The organism is Bacteroidota bacterium (genome assembly GCA_008933805.1).
Taxonomy (GTDB): Bacteria; Bacteroidota; Bacteroidia; order UBA8524; family UBA8524; genus SB11.
In genome coordinates this window covers 151160-170773 of the sequence record WBUH01000011.1, presented here as the reverse complement: position 1 = coordinate 170773, position 19614 = coordinate 151160, and the positions used below count along the sequence as shown (strand labels likewise).

20 protein-coding genes are annotated in these 19614 nt (G+C 42.0%); 6 read left to right on the top strand and 14 right to left on the bottom strand.

Features of this window, described 5'->3' with window-relative positions:
* On the top strand, positions 1 to 518 hold a 518-nt coding region (locus tag F9K23_12225), incomplete at its 5' end, for a T9SS type B sorting domain-containing protein (GenBank protein KAB2915254.1).
* 211 nt (positions 519 to 729) lie between these two features.
* Here the strand turns inward: F9K23_12225 and F9K23_12220 are convergent.
* Both F9K23_12220 and F9K23_12215 read right to left on the bottom strand, forming a co-directional pair.
* A complete protein-coding gene (locus tag F9K23_12220) occupies positions 730 to 1905 on the bottom strand; it encodes an MFS transporter (protein KAB2915253.1) in 1176 nt (391 codons plus the stop codon).
* Between the two features lie 72 nt (positions 1906 to 1977).
* The gene (locus F9K23_12215) at positions 1978 to 2196 is read right to left on the bottom strand and encodes a hypothetical protein (protein ID KAB2915258.1); all 219 of its coding nucleotides are present in this window, start codon (positions 2194 to 2196) and stop codon (positions 1978 to 1980) included.
* 133 nt (positions 2197 to 2329) lie between these two features.
* Between F9K23_12215 and F9K23_12210 the strand changes: the two genes are divergently transcribed.
* A complete protein-coding gene (locus tag F9K23_12210) occupies positions 2330 to 4480 on the top strand; it encodes a T9SS type A sorting domain-containing protein (GenBank protein KAB2915252.1) in 2151 nt (716 codons plus the stop codon).
* On the opposite strand, the gene F9K23_12205 is transcribed toward F9K23_12210, so the two are convergent.
* From F9K23_12205 to F9K23_12190, 4 genes are all read right to left on the bottom strand, one after another.
* Complete coding sequence (locus tag F9K23_12205; protein ID KAB2915251.1) at positions 4470 to 5726, bottom strand: DUF2851 family protein; 1257 nt, start codon at positions 5724 to 5726, stop codon at positions 4470 to 4472. The two genes, F9K23_12210 and F9K23_12205, sit on opposite strands and share 11 nt — an antisense overlap.
* 247 nt (positions 5727 to 5973) lie before the next feature.
* Positions 5974 to 6597 carry a nicotinamide mononucleotide transporter gene (locus F9K23_12200; GenBank protein ID KAB2915250.1) on the bottom strand — a complete coding sequence of 208 codons (624 nt, stop codon included), beginning with the start codon at positions 6595 to 6597 and terminating at the stop codon, positions 5974 to 5976.
* 120 nt (positions 6598 to 6717) lie between these two features.
* Entirely contained in the window at positions 6718 to 7530 is an 813-nt protein-coding gene (locus tag F9K23_12195) for a DUF3108 domain-containing protein (GenBank protein KAB2915249.1), read from the bottom strand.
* Positions 7531 to 7659: 129 nt separating this feature from the next.
* Positions 7660 to 9066 (bottom strand): T9SS type A sorting domain-containing protein, encoded by a 1407-nt coding sequence (locus F9K23_12190; protein KAB2915248.1) that lies wholly within the window; start codon positions 9064 to 9066, stop codon positions 7660 to 7662.
* A 131-nt stretch (positions 9067 to 9197) separates the two neighbouring features.
* On the opposite strand from F9K23_12190, the gene F9K23_12185 reads away from it, so the two are divergent.
* Both F9K23_12185 and F9K23_12180 read left to right on the top strand, forming a co-directional pair.
* On the top strand, positions 9198 to 9971 hold the full coding sequence (locus tag F9K23_12185; GenBank protein KAB2915247.1) for a glycosyltransferase family 2 protein: 774 nt from the start codon (positions 9198 to 9200) through the stop codon (positions 9969 to 9971).
* Between the two features lie 42 nt (positions 9972 to 10013).
* A complete protein-coding gene (locus tag F9K23_12180; protein KAB2915246.1) occupies positions 10014 to 10982 on the top strand; it encodes an NAD-dependent epimerase/dehydratase family protein in 969 nt (322 codons plus the stop codon).
* A 620-nt stretch (positions 10983 to 11602) separates the two neighbouring features.
* Here F9K23_12180 and F9K23_12175 read toward each other — a convergent pair.
* The 4 genes from F9K23_12175 to F9K23_12160 form a co-directional block, all read right to left on the bottom strand.
* Positions 11603 to 13156, bottom strand: coding sequence for a bifunctional response regulator/alkaline phosphatase family protein (locus tag F9K23_12175; GenBank protein KAB2915245.1), 1554 nt, complete (start codon positions 13154 to 13156; stop codon positions 11603 to 11605).
* Between the two features lie 81 nt (positions 13157 to 13237).
* A complete protein-coding gene (locus F9K23_12170; GenBank protein ID KAB2915244.1) occupies positions 13238 to 13804 on the bottom strand; it encodes a hypothetical protein in 567 nt (188 codons plus the stop codon).
* A 2-nt stretch (positions 13805 to 13806) separates the two neighbouring features.
* Complete coding sequence (locus F9K23_12165) at positions 13807 to 14475, bottom strand: hypothetical protein (protein KAB2915243.1); 669 nt, start codon at positions 14473 to 14475, stop codon at positions 13807 to 13809.
* A gap of 19 nt (positions 14476 to 14494) precedes the next feature.
* Complete coding sequence (locus F9K23_12160) at positions 14495 to 15625, bottom strand: hypothetical protein (GenBank protein ID KAB2915242.1); 1131 nt, start codon at positions 15623 to 15625, stop codon at positions 14495 to 14497.
* 132 nt (positions 15626 to 15757) lie between these two features.
* Between F9K23_12160 and F9K23_12155 the strand changes: the two genes are divergently transcribed.
* The gene (locus tag F9K23_12155; GenBank protein KAB2915241.1) at positions 15758 to 15946 is read left to right on the top strand and encodes a hypothetical protein; all 189 of its coding nucleotides are present in this window, start codon (positions 15758 to 15760) and stop codon (positions 15944 to 15946) included.
* A 68-nt stretch (positions 15947 to 16014) separates the two neighbouring features.
* Here F9K23_12155 and F9K23_12150 read toward each other — a convergent pair whose 3' ends face one another.
* Genes F9K23_12150 through pdhA form a run of 4 tightly spaced genes read right to left on the bottom strand, consistent with a single transcriptional unit; the run spans position 16015 to position 18610 of the window.
* Positions 16015 to 16389, bottom strand: a complete 375-nt coding sequence (locus tag F9K23_12150) for a diacylglycerol kinase family protein (GenBank protein ID KAB2915240.1) — start codon at positions 16387 to 16389, stop codon at positions 16015 to 16017.
* The gene (locus tag F9K23_12145) at positions 16382 to 16870 is read right to left on the bottom strand and encodes a 6,7-dimethyl-8-ribityllumazine synthase (protein ID KAB2915239.1); all 489 of its coding nucleotides are present in this window, start codon (positions 16868 to 16870) and stop codon (positions 16382 to 16384) included. Before F9K23_12145 ends, F9K23_12150 begins: the two co-directional genes overlap by 8 nt.
* 8 nt (positions 16871 to 16878) lie before the next feature.
* Positions 16879 to 17580, bottom strand: coding sequence for a tetratricopeptide repeat protein (locus F9K23_12140; GenBank protein KAB2915238.1), 702 nt, complete (start codon positions 17578 to 17580; stop codon positions 16879 to 16881).
* A 25-nt stretch (positions 17581 to 17605) separates the two neighbouring features.
* The gene (pdhA, locus tag F9K23_12135; GenBank protein ID KAB2915237.1) at positions 17606 to 18610 is read right to left on the bottom strand and encodes a pyruvate dehydrogenase (acetyl-transferring) E1 component subunit alpha; all 1005 of its coding nucleotides are present in this window, start codon (positions 18608 to 18610) and stop codon (positions 17606 to 17608) included.
* Positions 18611 to 18832: 222 nt separating this feature from the next.
* Here pdhA and F9K23_12130 point away from each other — a divergent pair, with 222 nt between their 5' ends.
* On the top strand, positions 18833 to 19564 hold the full coding sequence (locus tag F9K23_12130; protein KAB2915236.1) for a hypothetical protein: 732 nt from the start codon (positions 18833 to 18835) through the stop codon (positions 19562 to 19564).
* The last annotated feature ends 50 nt before the right edge of the window (positions 19565 to 19614 follow it).

The window sequence follows — 19614 nt, the reverse complement described above, 5'->3', positions numbered from 1 at the left end:
GGAAAGTAACTACAGTGGCAGCTACCGATATCACCTTTACAGACATGAGTACAATCGGACAGGGAGCTATCAGCAAATACGAATGGGAATTGGGTGACCCTCTTAACAGTAAGAGCAGTGCTAAGAATCCATTCTTTGAATACCCTACCGATACCGGTAAATACATCATCACCCAAACCATTACCAGTGACATGGGTTGTGAATCGGTACACATCGACACCTTGACTATCAACCCTGATATCACCGTGTTCGTACCTAACGCGTTTACTCCTAACAAATACGGACCTGAACGTAACAACCGTTTCTATGTGACTGCAGAAGGGTTCTTAGGGTTTGAGATTTATATCTTCAACCGTTGGGGCGAGAAAGTGTACTACTCAACCGACATCAACGAAGGATGGGACGGTCAGTTCAAAGGAGACTTTGCACAACAGGATGTTTACACCTATGTGGTGAATGTTACCAGCTTCTCAGGCAAACAATACAGCTTCTACGGAACTGTTACCTTGCTAAGGTAATAGTATCAAACAACACTATAAAAAACGCCCGTTGCATTTGCAACGGGCGTTTTTGTTTATACACGGTACTATTTATAAATGTGTTAAAGCAACCTGTTTATTGGGAGGGAAATTAATAAAGCTTAATTATAGTACTATGAAACGCATGATTGCATTCCATTGAGTGAAAGACGCAACAATCCAGAGAAGATAATTAGTAGTCGCTTAAAGCTTATTTAAGGGCTTTGTTTCGCATTAAATCATACACAAGATATAACGTAGCTAAACAGATTAATGCTCCTGCAAAATAGGGGGCGTGAAAGTTTAAATCGTAAGCAATACCACCTACAGCAGGACCGAATACCCTTGCCAAAGAGCCCGCCGATTGGTTAAGCCCAAGCATTTTTCCTTGCTCGGCTTTTGAGGCAGTTTTTGATAGCAATCCTAATACACTGGGGGTGATGCACCCGTTTGCCAAGGCTATTAACGCAAGGGCAGCTAATTCTAAATAAAAGTGTTCAGCAGGTACAATAGGCATAGCAATTAAGCCCACAGCCATAAAAATCAATCCTGCATACAAAAGTTTCTTTTCGCCGAAGCGTTTATTCATTCTCCCCACCAAAACTCCTTGAACCAGTGCTGATGAAAGCCCGATAAACGAGAACACATAACCTATTTGTGATTCATCCAAACCGTACATTCCTTTCCAAAGCACCGCCGCGGTTATTTGCATCATGCTAAAGGCAAGGGTAAACACAAAGTTTAAAGATAACAGTTCGCGTACTACAGGCACTTTAAGTGCACTTATTAATTGGGTAACGGGTTTTAGCTCGAAACGGGCAGCATGGTTTTTCTCGGCCAACGATTCAGGCAATAAGAAATAGGCCATTACAAAATTTACCACCGAAAGGGCGGCTGAAAATGCCCCGATACCGAAAATGCCGTAATGCTTGCCCAAATAACCGCCGATGGCAGGCCCGAAAATGAAGCCTAATCCGAAGGCAGCACCCACAAGTGCCATGTTTTTGGTGCGGTTTTCAGGGGTTGAAATATCGGCCACATAGGCATTTGCTGCAGATATGTTGGCTGAGCCTATGCCGGCCAAAGCCCGTTGTAAAATCAATATCCAAAATGCTGTTACAAACCCGAATAAGAAGTTTGCTCCGGCAGTTAATAAAATGCTGACTAAAATAATTGGGCGACGACCATAACGGTCGCTAAGAGTGCCCCAAAACGGAGCAAAAATAAAGTTCATCAGCGCGTACACTCCGGCAACAGCCAACGATGATTTTGACCCTGTAAGCTCTACCGAAAGGTTGGGTAGAATAGGTATTATAATGCCAAACCCCATCAAATCAATAAAAATGGTGAGGAACATAATGGCAAGCGGAGAGCGGCTATTGCGCATAGAGCGGATTATGTAATAGGAAATAAACTTGGGGCAAATATAGGTGGTGAGGGGTGGATTAGGATAAACGGATTATAAATCCCACACCGATGTGCGGCGTTTGTAGATGTAGTTGCGCAGGTTTACCCAAAAAGCCAGAATAAGATAAATTATAACAGGCGACCCCATAGTGATAAACGAGGTGTAAATAAAATACAAGCGAATACGACCGGAACTAATGCCGATTTTTTCGCCTAAGTAGGTGCAAACCCCAAACGCTTTTTTCTCAAAAAAATATTTGATGGCCTCTATCATAATGCCTTATGTAACTGCGAAGATAAGGATATTATTGTTTTCAAAATATTAAGTAGGTATTCAAAAGCTATAATGTTTATAAACATGCAATTATGGCACAGTTTTATCGGCAAATAACCAAATCATAACTATGAAGAATTACTACAAATGGATTGTATTGTTTTTTTACCTCCTTATTCACTATTCAACATCAGCACAGCCGTTTTATACCCATTGGGTTAAAACCGAGGGAAAAGCAAGTAAGTTCAGCAGTGTGTCGGCAGTTCAACACGCGTCTAACGGCCAAATGTATGTTTGCGGGTCGGTAGATAACGATTTCTTCGTAAAAAAATACGACGCAAAGGGCGCTTTAATCTGGGATAACACCTTTCCGGGCTCAGGGATTGATTATGCAACATCATTGGCAATAGACGATAATGAAAACATATACATTACAGGGTACTTTCAAAACACTATTGATTTTGATCCGGGTCCAAACACAGCTTCTCGCACCGGCGCAGGTAATTCTGATTATTTCATCCTTTCATTAAACAAGAATGGGCAGTATAGATGGGCGTATTCATTTGGTGCTACAGGCGATGATTTCGGAAACTCAGTTGCTTTTAGTAATGATGGAAGTGTTTATGTAACAGGATATTATGAGGGCACGGTTGATTTTGACCCTTCTTCTTCATCCCATAACCTTATGAGTGTTGGTTTTATTGATGCCTTTGTTCATAAAATTGATACCTCAGGTAATTTTATTTGGGCAAAATCAATCGGTGGGAGCTCCTATGATTACGGGCATTCCATCGTAACTGATAAAACAGGGAGTGTTTATTTAGCAGGTTACTTTTTCTCAACGATTGACTGCGATCCGGGTTCAGGGGTATATTCTCTTACTTCGGCAGGAAACAGAGATATTTTATTAGTGAAATTAGACAGTGCGGGCAATTTTTTATGGGCAAACCGTCACGGAGCAGCCAACGACGACCGCGCGCAAAGCGTACATTTGACCAACGATGGGGAATTGGTAATTACAGGATATTTTACGGATAGTGTTGATTTTGACCCGAGCGGAGCGGAGTTGAAACTTTACAGCCCTATTGTTGGCTCATTTATACAAAAACTGGATACCACCGGGAAGTTGATTTGGGTGAAATCTATCGGCGACAGAGTGTGGGCGAGGAAAATTACAAGCAGTAATAACAAGAATATTTTTGTTTGCGGATATTTTGCGCTTACGGTTGATTTTGACCCCAACTCAGGAGTTGAAAACCGACAATCGCTGGGTGGGGAAGATATGTTCCTTCTTACTTTAGATAGTGCGGGACAATTTGTGGATGCTTTAACACTGGGGGGGGCTCAGGATGATTTGGCGACGGCTGTTGAAACCGACTTGCGCGGCAATGTTTACCTTGGGGGTTCTTTTAGAAGAACGGTTGATTTTGACCCTACGGCAAACTCTAAGGATATTACGGCATCGGGTATTGCTGATTATATGGTAATGAAGTTGGCAGCGTGCGAAAAAGTAAATGAAGTAACAACCAGTATTACCTCGTGCACGGATTATACATCAGCCACAGGAAAGATATACACTGTAAGCGGCACTTATACGGATATTGTAGCGGGCAGCAACGGGTGCGATAGTATTATCACCATACAGTTTACAAGGGCTTCCTCAACAACGGCTACAATACAGACCGCGGCTTGTAAAAGCTACACCTCTCCCAGCGGCAAATATGTTTATACTAATACCGGGGTATATAGGGATACGCTTATCAATAAACAAGGGTGTGATAGCCTGCTTACCATACAGTTAACGATTGATACTATTAGCAGCACCGTAATTGTTAACGGGCTAACCTTGCATGCACCTCCATCATTAGATTCGTATCAATGGGTAGATTGTAATAATAATTACAGTGTTGTTAATAACGGTCAAAACCGCCTTTATACCGCAGTTAAAAATGGCAGCTACGCCGTGATAGTTAAAAAGGGAACGTGTGTAGATACCTCAACCTGTTATACCATAAACGGGGTGGGGATAGTTTCAAACCCGACTTTGCCATCAATACAACTATTTCCTAATCCGGTTAAAAGTCAATTAGCGGTTCACTTGGGAGCCTCTCAACCCAAAGTAGAAATAGCTGTTTATAATTTGCAAGGCAAAAAGATAATGGCGGGTAATTATAATGAAGCATCGCAAGTGGTTATTGATTTTGAGTTTGAAAACGGGGTGTATTATGTAGAAATTAAAACCGCCGAGCAAACCACAATAACAAAAGTGCTTAAGATGTAGTTTCAGCTTCATAGCCCTTTAATATGCTATATCCAACACGGCATTGCAGGCATTTTTTGGGAGTACACCAATGTTTATATAGTTGAAGCAAGGCTTGGCTTTCAGCAGCATTGTTTATTTGTAAGTTAAGGTTCTGATATCCGCGTATAATGTGGTTGTTTTCTTTGGGCAGTTGTTCTAATAGCGTAAGGGCTTTTTGTTTGTATTCTTCGTTAGAATGATAATGGCCGTAGGCAAATAAAAAAGGGGCAACCGTATTGATAAGGATATTATTAATAGCATCAGCACCCAATATGTTTTTTGTAGAGGTTGTTTGATGGCCGAATCGGTAGTGGGTATCCCAATAGGCTGAAGCTTTAATCTCAAACAGGGATTGAAGGTTTTGTACAGCGCCCTCTTCGAGGATTTTGGAGAATAAATGCGAAGAAGTATGGATAAGCGCAGCAAACTGAGCTATCCGCATGGTAGGGAAGTTGGCAGGACGTGTTTTGCTAAACTTCCATAGGGAGTGGTGTATGGGCGATAGCTTGTATTTGTTGGCCAAAAAGGCATATTCAGCCATTAATTGTTCCGCGTAATTATCCGTTTCGGTTGTTGTTTGTAATAATCCCGATTGGCCTAATAACAGGGCTTCTAACTGTAATAAGCTGGTTTTGTGTTTGGCCAGTAGCTCAAACGGGACACTGTTGGTATTAAAACCGAAGTTTTTGGCAAGCGCGTGGTAAAAGGTTTCTTCCCAATTGTTTTTGTTTTGTTGTAACGATGTGAGGATTGGCAATACTTTCTCCTCCATCCGCTCTATCAGCAGCCGTTGCAACCAGCTTTGCACAATAAAATTATCTGCACGGGCAAAAAAGTTATGACAAGGGATAAATGCTTGCGATTCCATTAACAAACGGTAGGTGCTGCTATACTTTTCGTTTACCCGATTACCCAACTCAATCACAGGAACAGAAACAGGGGTTTTGGCAGTATGCCGAAGGCATACCAGCAGCAAGGTGTTGTTGTGCGAAGCATCTGCATGGTGGCCGTGTTTTTCCCAATTGGCTGATTCAAGCTCAATTTCAACGTTTCCTGCCCAAACCGTCTCACCTATTTTCAGTCGGGCATTACTAAAATCAGCTCCGCTGTCGCGGTTTTGCTCACCGGGTTTTATTACTTGCACGGGCTCGCCTTCAAGGGTGCAAAGCGCTTGCGCATCCAGCAAGCGGTATTTCCACAAATATTGCAGCAGTTGCTCAGTCATACTGCTTTATACAGAAAGAAGGGGAAAGGTAAGCGGGTAAGTGTTGTTTGCTTACCCCTTCCTGACTGTCTGTTTTGCATGCAGCCTTTAACTTTTCCTTCTCCTACAGGGGAAGTCGACTATGGGAATGTCGGGCGAAGGATTAATCGGGTAGGGGTCGAAAAGTGAGATTCCCAATCAAGTTGGGAATGACGGGCAGGCGACAGGTACGCAGACCTGCCGCTATTGATAAAGTGCCAGCACTCTATCAATAGCATCGGGATTTATTCCCGATGGGATTTTTTGCTGCATTGTATTCTTTTTGCCAGTTGTACCAACCGCTAATACCGATGACCCAAAAAATAAGGTATGAAATAAAAATAAACAGGCTACCCAACGAAAGATAAATCCCGGCTGAAATAAGATTGCTAACTGCCCACAGCCACCAATTTTCGATATACCGACGGCCCATTAAATAGGTGCCCACCAAGCTCATTATTAGCACTAACGAGCTTAAATAGGGTAATGATGCCTGTTGCGGAAACCATTGCGGCATCCAGATATGGAAGTTAGAGGTGCAATAGCCCACTATAGCAGCGGCTACTAATATCCCCGCAACGGTTAGCAAATAAACATTTAAACCCGGCGACCAATACGCTACGTGTACAAAGTGGTTGCTGGCCTTTTTATTCCACCACAGCCAACCCAATACCCCCATGCTGAAATAGTAGGCCTGCAAAATTAAATCGCTGTATATTTTTAGCTGGTAGGATATAAAAGCAAACATTACCACTGCTACCATATTTACCAACCATGTATAAGTAATCCGCATGGCTGAAAGTATGGTAGCTGTAATACCAAATACGGTTGCAATTAGCTCGGTATAACTCATGTGATATCCCAGCCAAGTAAATGCGATATTTTGAGTGCTAAAAAAATCCAAAACAAACTAAAATAAAAAACCCCGCTGCGCCAAAAAAGGGGCAAGCGGGGTCAAAGGTAATTGTAATTGTTATTTCTTAATGTTCAATTCATTTCTCAATCCTGAGTGGCCGGTAATATCAGCTTTTATTGAGCCTACCAAAATATCGGCCTGTATGCGCAAAGGCAATTTGTTCTCATCATCACTTACCCAAACTTTCATTGCGTTTTTATCTTTAAACACACGACCATTAATTACCTCGGGGATAATACGGATGGAGTTTATTTTTCCTACATCAGTACTTAATACCTCGCGGCCGTCAATCCTGAATTTTAAGGGGTAAATTTCATTATCCAAATACACGTTTAAGATAAACTCAGTGCCTACGGGTGAGTTTCTTACATCCAGTGTACGGGCATAATAGGCTACTGATAATACGTCTTGAATATCAATAGGGGTGGTTTTGCTTCCTTTTTTGCTAAAGTATTTTTTGAGTTTATGGTCAAAAATTACAAAGTCGGTATCCTCATAGCCGCCTTCTTTTTGGCTTTTTACAAATTGAAGGGGAAGTATGGCTTGAGTATCAATATAAGTTTCAAAACGGTCGCGTACTTTAAACATCCAGTCAAAACCTGAACGAGACTTACCGAAACCGTCGATGTGGTATGCGTACCTGCCATTTATATTTACAGGAGTGGGTTTCACCTGCAATTCAATATCTCCTGCGTTCACAAATCCGTAGTGTACGCGGTAGTTTAATTTCTCACCATAAGTAAAGGCTTTGTTGGTTATTTTCCGCATCTCAAAGGTGCGGTATTCCGGTTCCACTTTATCTTTATTGATAAAGGCCGGCAAAGTAGCCAAAGCCCCAAAAACACTCATTAATACAATTACCTTTTTCATAGTCGTGTCAGTTTGTTTTTCTATTAATCCAATATCTGTTCCAATTTTGGTATTAATACGAAGTCATCAACAAAAGGTAAACGATAAAAATGCGTTTTTCTGTGTATTTATCGTCTAAAGAGTACTGTCTTACTCAACCATCAATTTATGGCGGGTAGTGTTACTGCCATTAGAAAGCTCAACAAAATAAATTCCTGCGGGCAGACCGTCAATCGAAAGGCTGTATTGCAAATCACTTTGTTTTTGCAATAACGAAGAACTTATCGTTTTACCTTCCACAGTGCTGATAGAAGCCTTAATTTCTCCTGTTTGCTCAGTTTGGAATGCTACAGTAACCAAAGAGTTTTTAGCCGCAGGATTTGGATATACCAGCATTTCAGTGCTTTCGGCAGCATCAATGCCCGTGGTTAGTGAGGTAACAAATACACCCAAATCGGTAGTGAAATCAGTACAAGTGCGGGCAGCATATACAGGGCGAACCCTCCAGCGATAAGTGCGGCCGTTAGTAAGTCCCGTAGCAATATAGCTGGTGTCTTTTGTCATAATATCAACCGGTAAGTTGCTTGGGAACACTGAGATTTGAGATACCTGCAAAATATAATAATCAGCACCGGGTACACTGCTCCACATAAATTTTGATTCAGTGGGTTTTTGTGCAGCATTATCCGGAGGCCAAATACGTTTAGCAGTCTGCTGCACAGGCATGGTATCCTGCAAAGGACCTTTAAGATTAATACGACTGGTGTTTATATTGTATTTCATCGCATCAATCTGCTCGTCCGAAAATCGGTGAGCACAGTGGTCAGAAGCATAACTCATAAACAAGGTTTCGTCAGGATCGTATTTATCGCCCAAGGGGTCAAGCTGGTTGCCGGTATAAGGGCAATTCCAACGGGTATTTAAAAAATCAGCACGGGTATCACAAAACAAATCACCAGCAACGGCGCAGTTAGTTCCGTTTACATACTCTTGCACACCGGTAACATTATCAAAAGGATGGGGAAGTGAGAAAAAGTGACCCATTTCATGCGCAAGAGTAGTAGCGCCTGTGCCCATACAGTTTTTACCCACGGCTACCCCATTACGTCCGGGTGAAAAATAACCGCAGTTGCCCGCAGGGTTTAATACAATGTATACGTTGGCTACGTTGGGTTTATTCTTTTGGCGCATCATGTCATAACCGCCGTTATAATCATGGTCGAAATAAGTAGAGTTGCTAATGTATTCAATACCTGCCAGGTAGTAATAAAAGCCCACGGCAGCATATTGGCGGTTCAGTTCACACAAATCAAGCATCAATTGGTGGCTGTTATAAAAGCCTTTGCCTGCATCATCGCCCACAAAATGAAAATAAATAGGCACATAATATTGAGCGGCACTTTTGGTGGCAAAACCACGTCCGTTTTGGGCATAATCAAGCAATAATACTTTTTGCTCGTCAGTTAGTAAAGTACCGCAATGGCTGTCGGTTTGGGCGGCAAGTTGGTTAGTTGCCAGCAACAGCAAGCAAAAAAAGTATGTAAAAATCTTATTCATTGGCTGTATGGTGTTTTGTGTATAGACACTTTACAAAGAAATAACGTTTGGGTGTAGTTTAAAAAATACGTTTAAGGTAAAAATTAAGGAGATGTGCCAATGCCCGTCAAAATATGTAGTTTTGCCGCACTGTGGCACAAAACCTTTTGCCGATAAGCGCCGTTGTACTGGCCAATAATGAAGAAACCAACATTGCCCGTTGCCTTGAATCACTGCAATGGATTGATGAAGTATTGGTGTTAGATTCAGGCAGTACCGACCGCACCCCGCAGGTAGCACAAAGCTATCACAACACAAAATTTATTAAAGTTGATTGGCAGGGCTATGCCGCTACCAAGCAATTGGGCGTGGGGAAAGCCAAAAACGATGTGATTTTTTGGGTAGATGCTGACGAAGAGATTAGTGCTGAGCTGCGCAAAGAGGTTGAAACCAAATGGGAGCAGCTAAACAATAGCTGGGCTGCAAAACCAGTATATACCATGCCCCGTAAAACCTTTTTTATGGGTGAGTGGATACGCTATTGCGGCTGGTACCCCGACAGACAGAAACGGTTGTTTAACCGCAAGTATGCACGCTTTAATACTTCAGCCGTACATGAAGATGTGGAGCTAACGGCAGGCGGCGTTGTTGCTGCATTGAAGTGCGACATACTCCATTATTCGTTTCAAAGCATCGATAAATACTTTTTAAAAATGAACACCTACGGAAAGTTGGGTGCCGATGAGCTTAAACGTAAAGGTAAAAAAGTCGCGTTTATAAAATTGGTATTCAATCCGTTATGGTCTTTTTTTCAATCATTTTTTATACGTCTGGGTATACTTCAGGGTAAAACAGGCTTTATCATCAGTTGTGGCAATGCCTACAGCAAGTTTATAAAGTATGTGCATTTTTATTATTTGAAGTAAGCTGCTACCGTTTAAATTCGCATCCTCAAAATCAATACAACAATGAACGACACAATTTTGGTAATAGGCTCAGCAGGCCAATTGGGAACCGAACTGGTAGAAGCCCTGCGTGCTTTGCACGGCGGCAGTAATGTAGTAGCCAGTGATGTGAAACCCGCTGCTGATGTGAATGCAGTACTTACCCAAACAGGCCCCTACGAGGTGCTGGATGTGCTGGATAAGCCCCGCCTTGCCGAATTGTTTACCAAATACAAGCCCAAACAGGTGTACCATTTGGTAGCACTACTTTCTGCAACAGCAGAAAAGCACCCCAAGTTTGCATGGGAACTTAACATGGACGGTTTGTTTAATGTATTGGATGCCGCTATTGAATACAAAACAGGCAAAATATACTGGCCCAGCAGTATTGCTGTTTTCGGCCCAAATACTCCCGCTGTAAATACCCCTCAACACTGCGTAATGGACCCTAATACCATTTACGGTATCAGCAAGCAGGCAGGCGAGCGTTATTGCGAATACTATTTTAAAAAGTACGGTGTAGATGTGCGTAGCATACGCTATCCCGGTTTGATAGGCTACAAGTCAGCTCCGGGCGGCGGTACTACGGATTATGCCGTTGATATTTACCACGAGGCATTGAAACACAACAAATTCTCGTGCTTCTTACCGCAAGATTCTACCTTGCCGATGTTGTATATGCCCGATGCGCTAAATGCAACTATCAGCTTGATGGAAGCTCCTGCGGATAAACTTACCATACGTAGCAGCTACAACGTGGCCGGTATGAGTTTTAACCCTGAGGAAATTGCCGCCAGCATTGCGAAGGTAATGCCCGGTTTTACCATGAGTTATGATATTGACCCCGTGCGTAAAGCTATTGCCGCCAGCTGGCCCGATAGTATTGATGACAGCGTTGCCCGCGCTGATTGGGGCTGGCAACCTAAGTATGACCTTGACGCTATGACCAAGGATATGCTTGAAAACCTGAAACGTATGATGGCCAACGGCTAATCTATACATTCGATACAATGAACTTACACAATGGCTCAACGTTTCACGTCGAGCCATTTTTATTTTCTGTTTTCCACAGATTCCATCCCGTCATTCCCAATCAAGTTGGGAATAACGAGGTGCTGGCAGGGCATCAACCTTTCCTTCCCTTACAGGGGAAGGCGACTTTGGAAAAGTCGAGCTAAGGATATTTCGGGTAGGGGTTTTGTCTCGACAGGTACACAGACCTTCCACTATCATAGAATACCCAACTTCTATCAATAGCATCGGGATTTATTCCCGATGGTTAGGGTAAGCACACCTCCCTCAATCCCTCCTTAGCTAGGAGGGAAGCCACGCACGACCCCTTGAAAGCCGAACGAGTTTTTAAATTGCGGCCATTGTTGGGTTGGTGAGCTTGTGCGGCTGTTCCCCTCCTTTGCAAGGCATCAATACTGAGCTTGCCGAAGTATGCGGGTAGGTCAAGGGGGGGTCAGGGGTGGTCGAAATGGTTTGCGGCAGGTACAAAGACCTGCCGCTATGGATAAAGTTCCCAACCTGCTATCAATAGCATCGGGATTTATTCCTGATGGTTTGCGGTAAGCACACCCTGTTCGCAATTACGATGAAGTTATGAACTACTACTTCGGAGTAAGGGTAATAACAGGGCACATCATTTCTTCAAGGCTAATACCGCCGTGCTGAAAAGTGCCTTTGTAATAATTTACGTAGTAATTGTAGTTATTGGGGTAGGCAAAAAAGCTGTAATTATCAGCAAATGCATACGTTGAGCTTACGTGTAGTTTGGGCAAAAATGCATCGGCGGGGTTACGCACCTCAAACACATCGCCTTTATCATAATTAAGGTTTTTGCCTTGTTTGTAGCGCAGGTTGGTGTTTGTGTTACGGTCGCCGATAATTTTAACGGGGTCTTTTACACGCACACTACCGTGGTCGGTAGTAATTACCAACTTCACTTTCTTCTCAGCAATTTTTTTCAATGCCTCCCAAAGCGGCGAATGCTCAAACCACGATTTCGTAACCGAACGGTAGGCCGCTTCGTCCTCGCTAAGTTCGCGCATCAGGCTCACGTCCGTACGGGCATGGCTCAGCGCATCCACAAAGTTGTAAACGATTACGTTCAGTTGGTTGCTCATCATGTTCATGATGTTTTCTGCCAAGTCTTTACCACCTTCAAGTGTGGTAACTTTGGTATAGCTTGTTTTTGTGTTACGGCGCAAGCGTTGCAAATAATCGTTCAAAAACTCAAGCTCGTGCAGGTTTTTGCCGCCTTCGTCCTCATCATTACTCCAAAGTTTAGGAAAGCGTTTTTCCATATCACTGGGCAATAAGCCTGAGAAGATAGAGTTACGGGCATATTGGGTAGTAGTAGGCAAAATAGCCAGGTACAAGTCTTCCTCTTCCACCCTGAAAGCTTCGGCTATAACGGGTTGTATTACCTTCCATTGGTCGTAGCGCAGGTTATCAATCAGCAAAAAGAAAACAGGCTCTTCGCTGCCGTCAAGGAAAGGCAATACCTTTTTACGAAGCAAGGTATTACTCATTACCGGCTTGCTGTCGTCGTCGGCTTTCAGCAGTTTAAGATAATTATCTTTAATGTAGCGAGAAAAATTGTGGTTAGCATCCGTGCGCTGGGTATCCAATACCTCGCGCATACCGCCCTCTGTTTGGCTTAGCTCCAGTTCCCAGTACACCAGTTTGCGGTATATGTTCTTCCACTCCTCAAAATCCATGCGATCCATAAACGCCATGCTGATAGCCCTAAACTCTTGTTGGTAGCCCATTGCTGTTTTTTCGCTCACCAAACGCTTGTTATCAATCAACTTTTTAAGCGAAAGCAGTATTTGGTTGGGATTAACGGGTTTTATAAGGTAATCGGCAATTTTACTGCCGATGGCATCCTCCATAATGTGTTCCTCTTCACTTTTAGTAATCATTACCACGGGAATAAGAGGAAAATCGGCTTTTATGCGGCTAAGGGCTTCAAGGCCGCTGATGCCGGGCATATTTTCATCCAAAAAAATTACATCAAAATGTTGTTTCTGGGTCTCGTCAATGGCATCAATACCATTTGTAACGGTAACTACGTCGTAGCCTTTGCTTTTTAAAAATAATATGTGGGGCTTTAGCACATCAATTTCATCATCGGCCCAAAGTATTTTTGCGTTACTCATAGTTTACTTGTTTGTGCAAAGGTAACGAAGAAAGAGGCGTTTTATTTGAAAGAGAAGCGGATAATGTGATTACTGATTTTGTTATCGCCTGAAAAGAAAATCTAACACACCATCTATAAACTCACCAATAAGGTATAGCAGGTAAATTATTAAAGCCAAGGCCAGAATGGCCACTACCCAAGCCAGTCCGATTGAAATCAGCCATTCAATAAATATATATATAGCCCCTATTATGATGAAGGCTGCGATGTATAATACCAGTTCTCCCAGCCAAGTATCCCAAAAATCATCAAAATTATTACTGCTTTTTTTAATGCGGTTTTCTTTAGCTGTATTAAATACTTTTACCTTGTTTTTTGAGATGGCTGAAACTGCTTTTGTGGTGGTATAAAGTAGTTTTTTCTGTTTTTTAATAACCTGTTGTTGGGGTTTTGCAATGTTGGGTTTACTTATGCCTGAATCGGTCGCAACTAGAAGAATGGTAGGTTTTACAATTAATACAGTCTGTTTTTTTGAGGGTTTACGTTTAGCCGTCTGCTCTTTTTTGGGCTGCGCCTTTACTTTAGGAATATTACCAAAACGCCTACTGCTACAACTGCTTGTTGCAAGCAAAAATAATATGAGCGCAAATATTAAATTAGTTTTCATAATTAATCAGTAAAGCACCAGTTAATAAATGGCAGTGTACGCTTTTGGTTTTTATTAATTAATCCTATTTGAAACCCTTTTAGTTTGCTACAAGAGTTAAATAAGCTTATTTGCAATCCTTTTCCTGCGTCTGCATAATTTCTGATACCAGCGATCATTAGTCCGTTAAAATTACCAACGAGTGAACCACCAATTGTTGCCAGCACACCATCACACTGTGAGTGCATTGCAGCAATACTATTCAATGAAATACCATTTATTTTGCTATTTGCACAATGCCCCATAAGACTAATACTAACACCATTTAGCTTAATAAGATGTTCATCAAAACTATGATCAATACTATCTGATTCAAATGTCTCTACGTTGGGATTAAGGAATAAATATGGGAAAAAGAATAAACCTATCCCTATTTCTATATTTAAGCCGTTTACTATTAATGAATCAGAGTGCACGCCTGATGCTATTCCCCCAAGTGCTAAACCATTAATCTCAGTATTATAACCAACCGGAGTAAGCCAAATGATATTTCTTTTCCTCCAAACAGTGTCTTTGACAATTCCCTTTTTTACAATAGCAACATTCCAGCAAGAGTCTTGTGCATATAAATAGTTACCCGTAATAAAAATTAAAACAAAAATGTATGATATAACTTTAATTAGCCGTTTCATAATGCGTTGATTAGTTTACTTATCTTGTATAATCTGTTTTCTTTGCATTAAAACCGAAGGTAATACCTGCGCGCCAATTATCGCGGGCGGGAACTACATAGATGTTTACAGGAATATTTACCCTGCCTGATTTAAACGATTTACCTATGGCAAACACAAAGCCTGAGCTAAATTCAAGTTGACCGCGAGCGTCTAACTGTTTTTCAGTTTCAACGGGGATGGGCAGCAGTTTACCGGTGCTGTCTTTTTTGTCCCAATCTTGTACGCGCATCCATTTGTTTTCATAATAAAAACCCTCGGACTTAGGTATAAGGCTAACGGTAGGGCCAAAAGCAAACTCCCAACCGCTTTTATTACTACGGAAACCGTGTAAGAAAGTCATTGAAGGGCTGAACATTCCTTGGTCAAGTCCGTTAATGGCGGGGATTAATTCAAACAATGCCTGAAAGTTGCCCGAGTTTAGGTATTGAAACTCTTTTTGGTAACCAAACATGGTCATAAAAGGATTGGCATTAAAACCCCCTTGGTTGGTTGGTGCGCTCAAGCGCCTTGCAGTAGGGCCGCCCAAATAAGTGATACCTGTACGAGGGCCACTTAACACCAACTTAGTTACGCCCGGATTGTTTACCTCGCTTTCATAGGCCTCCTCTTTCGATAGGGTTCGGTAGGTAAGCTCGTTGTAGGGTAAGCCCCAAAACTTGCGTACACTCATGTGTATCATATTGGGCAATTCTTCGGGAATGTTCTGAAACTCTAACACCTGCGATTTTTCGAGTGTATTTTCCTTTACGTTAAACAATCGCATAATTACTAATATATGTTTGCCGTAATTCTCAATACTGCCGCTAAGGGCTTTAGAAGCGTTTAAATAATGGGCGGCTTGCATAATGCAGCTTTTGCCAAAACAGGTGTCAAGTTTTAAGCGTTGGGCAGAGAGTGTTCCCTTCAAATCCTGACGGTTTATTACCTCAAATTGGTCGGTTTTTTCAACTTCAAGCCTAAACAGGTTTCCGCAATCTTCAGAGCTATATGTTACGTTGATGGCTTCAAAATTCAGCACCGCTATTACGGGTTTTTGTGCAATGGCAAACTGCGCTGTAAAAATGACTACAGCAAATGCTATCAGGGTAAAAAGGTTTTTTGCTTTCATGGTATTTGTTTTTTGATGAAGCAAAGTTGAACCTTCGCAAGCCCGTATTTAAAAGGCATATTGCAAGCCCGCCTTTTTGTTTTAGTGTTTTTTGCTTGATTGGAATAAAGACATCGCGTTCAGTTGCAAAAAATGCAAATACCTGTTACGGCTGATTTGATTTTGGCGGATAACCTTATTTTAGGGATGCTTGCGACGGGCATGAAGCCTTCCGTTGTTACACTGTATGGGGTTGAATATAAAGCCACAAAGACGCTAAGTCGCAAAGCATTTGTTATTAGCGACTTTGTGCCTTTGTGGCTACATAAAGAGGAAATATAGTTTTGACTTTTGAGCCAATCGTTAACGGCTTAATAGCACAGAGTTTATGGGTTTTACCCGTATTATCTTCAAACCAAATAAGGTACAAACACCAATAAGCCTATTACGGCAGCAGTAATGGCTGCTATTAAAACAGCTCCAGCAGCCACGTCTTTTATCCAGCCTGCCAGCAGTTGCTGTTGGGGTGAAACTAAATCGACTAATTTTTCAATAGCGCTGTTCACTGCCTCGGTTACCAATACAATGCCGATGGCAAGAACAATAAACAACCACTCGGTGCGGGTAATATCCAATACAAAACCCGCTATGATTACTGCTATTGCAGCAACCGAATGAAAACGGAAATTAAATTCTGAGGTAAAAACCTTGGCAATGCCTGAAAAGGCATACTTAAAAGAGGTAATAAACTTAGTGGGGGTAGTATGGTTGCCTTGCTTACGCATTTTTTTGCAAAGCAATCATTTGCAAGGCGGTGGCGGCAGCTTCAACACCTTTGTTACCGTGCTTGCCGCCTGAACGGTCTAAAGCCTGTTGTTGGTTATCGGTGGTTAATACCCCGAAAATTACAGGCTTATTGTGGTTCAAGCCCACGTTCATAATACCGTTGGCAGCTGCATCGCAAATAAAGTCAAAGTGGCGGGTTTCGCCCTGTATCACACAACCAATGGTAATAACAGCATCAATGCTTTCTTTTTTTGCCAATAGCTGTGCGCCCAAGGCCAACTCAAAAGTACCGGGCACATACACTGTAGTAATGTTTTTGGCCTTTACACCGTTTTCGGTAAGGCATTCAACAGCACCTTTCAGCAAAGCACCCGTAACTTCTTCGTTCCATCTAGAAACAACAATGCCCACACGGTATTTGGTTCCGTTGGGCAGTTGTGCGGCATCAATAGCCGATAAATTTTTGAGGCTGGTAGCCATCGTATGTCTTAAAAATCAAAGCTGTTAATGCCTGCTTTTGCACTGGCACGTGCAATGTATTTTTCAATATCGCGGGCAGTTTCGCTTTCGTTAAACTCTTTCTTAATGCGGGTAAAAGTTGCAGCAGCTTCTTTGTGTTTACCAAGGCTTTCTTGCACCAATCCCAGTTTTTTAAGCATTACAGGGGTAGAGTATGGATTTGCTGAAAAATTAGCTGCTTTTTGGTAGCTGCTTTCAGCTTCTTCCATGTTTCCCAATTCGCTTTGGCAATCGCCGATAAGACCGATAGCCATCGGGCGGATTAGCTCATCATCCAACTTAAATTTTTCAAGGTAGGTAAGGGCAGTAGTATAATCACCTTTTACTATATATGCTTTACCTGCCATCAAAGCAGCTTTTTGTGCAGCTTTGGTTCCGCTGTATTCTTCAACAAATTCAATAGCTCCGATTGGTTCTTCGGCTTTTGGGTTACCGTTCAATACCAAATCAAAAGAGTCTTTTGAGAAATAATACTCCATCATCCAAAGCCTTGAGTTGGCTTCAGCTTCTTTAGTATCATTCATATAAGTAAGGCCAAAAAAACCTGCAATAGCTAGTACTAACACACCGGCTCCAATTTGCACGGCACGTTTGTTTTTTTGGTAAAACTGTTCAACCTTGCTTACGCCGCCGCCCAGTTGTTCATCAATAGTTTCTTTTATTTCGCTCATTGTGTTGTTTCTCTACAGTTTGGGGTTAGTCCATTATAAAAGGATAGTTCGCCTCTTGATACACATCGCTGTATATTTCAGATGCATCAGGATAGGGCGAATTTTCTGCAAAATCTACGCTATCGTTCACAATTTTCTCAATTTTTTCTTCAAGTTCTTCCAATTGTTTTTCGCTAAGCCATTTATTTGACAGAATTGTGGCTTTTACTTTTTCAATCGGGTCTTGGTTTTTATAGTCTTCTACCTCTTCTTTGGTACGGTATTTAGCAGGGTCGCTCATACTGTGTCCGCGGTAGCGGTAGGTACGTATTTCTAAAAATGTAGGGCCGTCTCCTTTGCGGGCACGTTTCACCGCTTCGTCCATTGCTTCGTGTACCGCTTCAACGGTCATGCCGTCAACAGCAGCATTCGGCATATCAAACGCATCACCTATTTTGTGAATGTCTAACATATTGGTAGTACGTTGTACTGAAGTACCCATTGCATATCCGTTGTTTTCACATACAAATATCACAGGTAGTTTCCACAACATAGCCATGTTAAAGGCTTCGTTAAGCGAACCTTGGCGCACAGCACCGTCGCCCATAAAGCACACACAAACGTTTTTAGTGCCGTTGTATTGCTCAGCAAAAGCAATACCTGCACCCAACGGAATTTGACCGCCCACTATACCGTGTCCGCCAAAAAAGTTGTGTTCTTTGCTAAACATGTGCATACTACCGCCTTTGCCTTTGCTACAACCGTCGGCTTTTCCATAAAGCTCGGCCATTACAGCATTAGCGCTTATACCGCAGCCCAACGCATGAGCGTGGTCGCGGTAAGCAGTAATAATTTTATCGTCTTTGGTAACTGCACTCATAGTACCTGCTACCACAGCTTCCTGCCCTATGTACAAGTGGCAAAAACCTTTAATCTTTTGCTGTCCGTACAACTGTGCCGATTTCTCTTCAAAACGGCGCATCAACAGCATCTCGTCATACCACCTCACGTAGGTTTCTTTACCAAACTTTGCTTGCGCTTTCTTAGCCATGTTATTTTTTAAAGAATTGCAAAAATAGACTTTTTTACACATTTCAAAAACTCATATTAGGCTCGGCTGCTATATTATACTTTATACCTCCCCCGTTTTGCCTCTATTGGTACAGTTCTCAGTTATAACTTATTGATTATAAAATAATAATGGTGCTGCTACGGCTAATATTCCGTAACTTTACTACTACTATTTAACTAACCACTAAACCGAACTACCGTTATGAAAAATCGTTTACTCTTATTGCTTTGGGCTGCTTTTTCCGTCGTCCAAACAGTGTATGGCCAAAAAACCAATACACCCCCTACTACGCAACAGCAACAACAGCAAGTACAACAGCAACAGCAGAAAAAACCACCTCCATACGTTTTTAAAACAGATTATGATGTGAAGATGAAAGAGGTTGACACAAAGGTGAACAATGCCGTGGGCACTGCACTAACATTGAAAAAAGAACTTGGCGGAAAGCTGGATAAAGTGGATGAGCTGGATGTTAAAATGCAACAGGTAGAGGAAATACTTAACTCGGCTAATTTTAAAATCAGCCTTACCTCAGATTCACTTAAGAAAACACGTTTTTCTGTAGATGAGATTAAAGCCGAAACGGATAAAAAAATTGGAGAGTTGAATGTTACTACCGGAAAGCAGCAAAATTTAATTTGGGCCGCAATGGCGTTGGCTTTTTTACTAAGCTTTGGCTTGGTGTTACTGATGAATAATAAGTTGCGTAAACTGCGTAATACTATTCATCGCCAATCAGAAGATTTTAGCACACGTTTAGCAGCTGAACTGGATAAACAAAGCAAAGCTGCGGGTGAGGAGCTGGTGCAATTTAAAATGCGTATACAAGATGACATAAACCGTGTACGCACTGAAATACGCTCTAACAATGAGGCCACGGCTGCTCAGTTAAATGCAATTATTGAAAGGCTGGACGCTCCAAAAGAGGTGTAATTTTAGTTGATATAAAAATAGACTGAATATTAAACTCAGTCATTTTGTGG

What these genes read in the sequence shown, in the direction of transcription:
- F9K23_12140 (KAB2915238.1), bottom strand. Translation starts at nt 17,580, where the DNA reads ATGAGCGAAATAAAAGAAACTATTGATGAACAACTGGGCGGCGGCGTA.
- F9K23_12155 (KAB2915241.1), top strand. Translation starts at nt 15,758, where the DNA reads ATGCAAATACCTGTTACGGCTGATTTGATTTTGGCGGATAACCTTATT.
- F9K23_12220 (KAB2915253.1), bottom strand. Translation starts at nt 1,905, where the DNA reads ATGCGCAATAGCCGCTCTCCGCTTGCCATTATGTTCCTCACCATTTTT.
- F9K23_12180 (KAB2915246.1), top strand. Translation starts at nt 10,014, where the DNA reads ATGAACGACACAATTTTGGTAATAGGCTCAGCAGGCCAATTGGGAACC.
- F9K23_12175 (KAB2915245.1), bottom strand. Translation starts at nt 13,156, where the DNA reads ATGAGTAACGCAAAAATACTTTGGGCCGATGATGAAATTGATGTGCTA.
- F9K23_12145 (KAB2915239.1), bottom strand. Translation starts at nt 16,870, where the DNA reads ATGGCTACCAGCCTCAAAAATTTATCGGCTATTGATGCCGCACAACTG.
- F9K23_12160 (KAB2915242.1), bottom strand. Translation starts at nt 15,625, where the DNA reads ATGAAAGCAAAAAACCTTTTTACCCTGATAGCATTTGCTGTAGTCATT.
- F9K23_12165 (KAB2915243.1), bottom strand. Translation starts at nt 14,475, where the DNA reads ATGAAACGGCTAATTAAAGTTATATCATACATTTTTGTTTTAATTTTT.
- F9K23_12170 (KAB2915244.1), bottom strand. Translation starts at nt 13,804, where the DNA reads ATGAAAACTAATTTAATATTTGCGCTCATATTATTTTTGCTTGCAACA.
- F9K23_12150 (KAB2915240.1), bottom strand. Translation starts at nt 16,389, where the DNA reads ATGCGTAAGCAAGGCAACCATACTACCCCCACTAAGTTTATTACCTCT.
- F9K23_12130 (KAB2915236.1), top strand. Translation starts at nt 18,833, where the DNA reads ATGAAAAATCGTTTACTCTTATTGCTTTGGGCTGCTTTTTCCGTCGTC.
- F9K23_12195 (KAB2915249.1), bottom strand. Translation starts at nt 7,530, where the DNA reads ATGAAAAAGGTAATTGTATTAATGAGTGTTTTTGGGGCTTTGGCTACT.
- F9K23_12200 (KAB2915250.1), bottom strand. Translation starts at nt 6,597, where the DNA reads ATGAGTTATACCGAGCTAATTGCAACCGTATTTGGTATTACAGCTACC.
- F9K23_12205 (KAB2915251.1), bottom strand. Translation starts at nt 5,726, where the DNA reads ATGACTGAGCAACTGCTGCAATATTTGTGGAAATACCGCTTGCTGGAT.
- F9K23_12190 (KAB2915248.1), bottom strand. Translation starts at nt 9,066, where the DNA reads ATGAATAAGATTTTTACATACTTTTTTTGCTTGCTGTTGCTGGCAACT.
- pdhA (KAB2915237.1), bottom strand. Translation starts at nt 18,610, where the DNA reads ATGGCTAAGAAAGCGCAAGCAAAGTTTGGTAAAGAAACCTACGTGAGG.
- F9K23_12210 (KAB2915252.1), top strand. Translation starts at nt 2,330, where the DNA reads ATGAAGAATTACTACAAATGGATTGTATTGTTTTTTTACCTCCTTATT.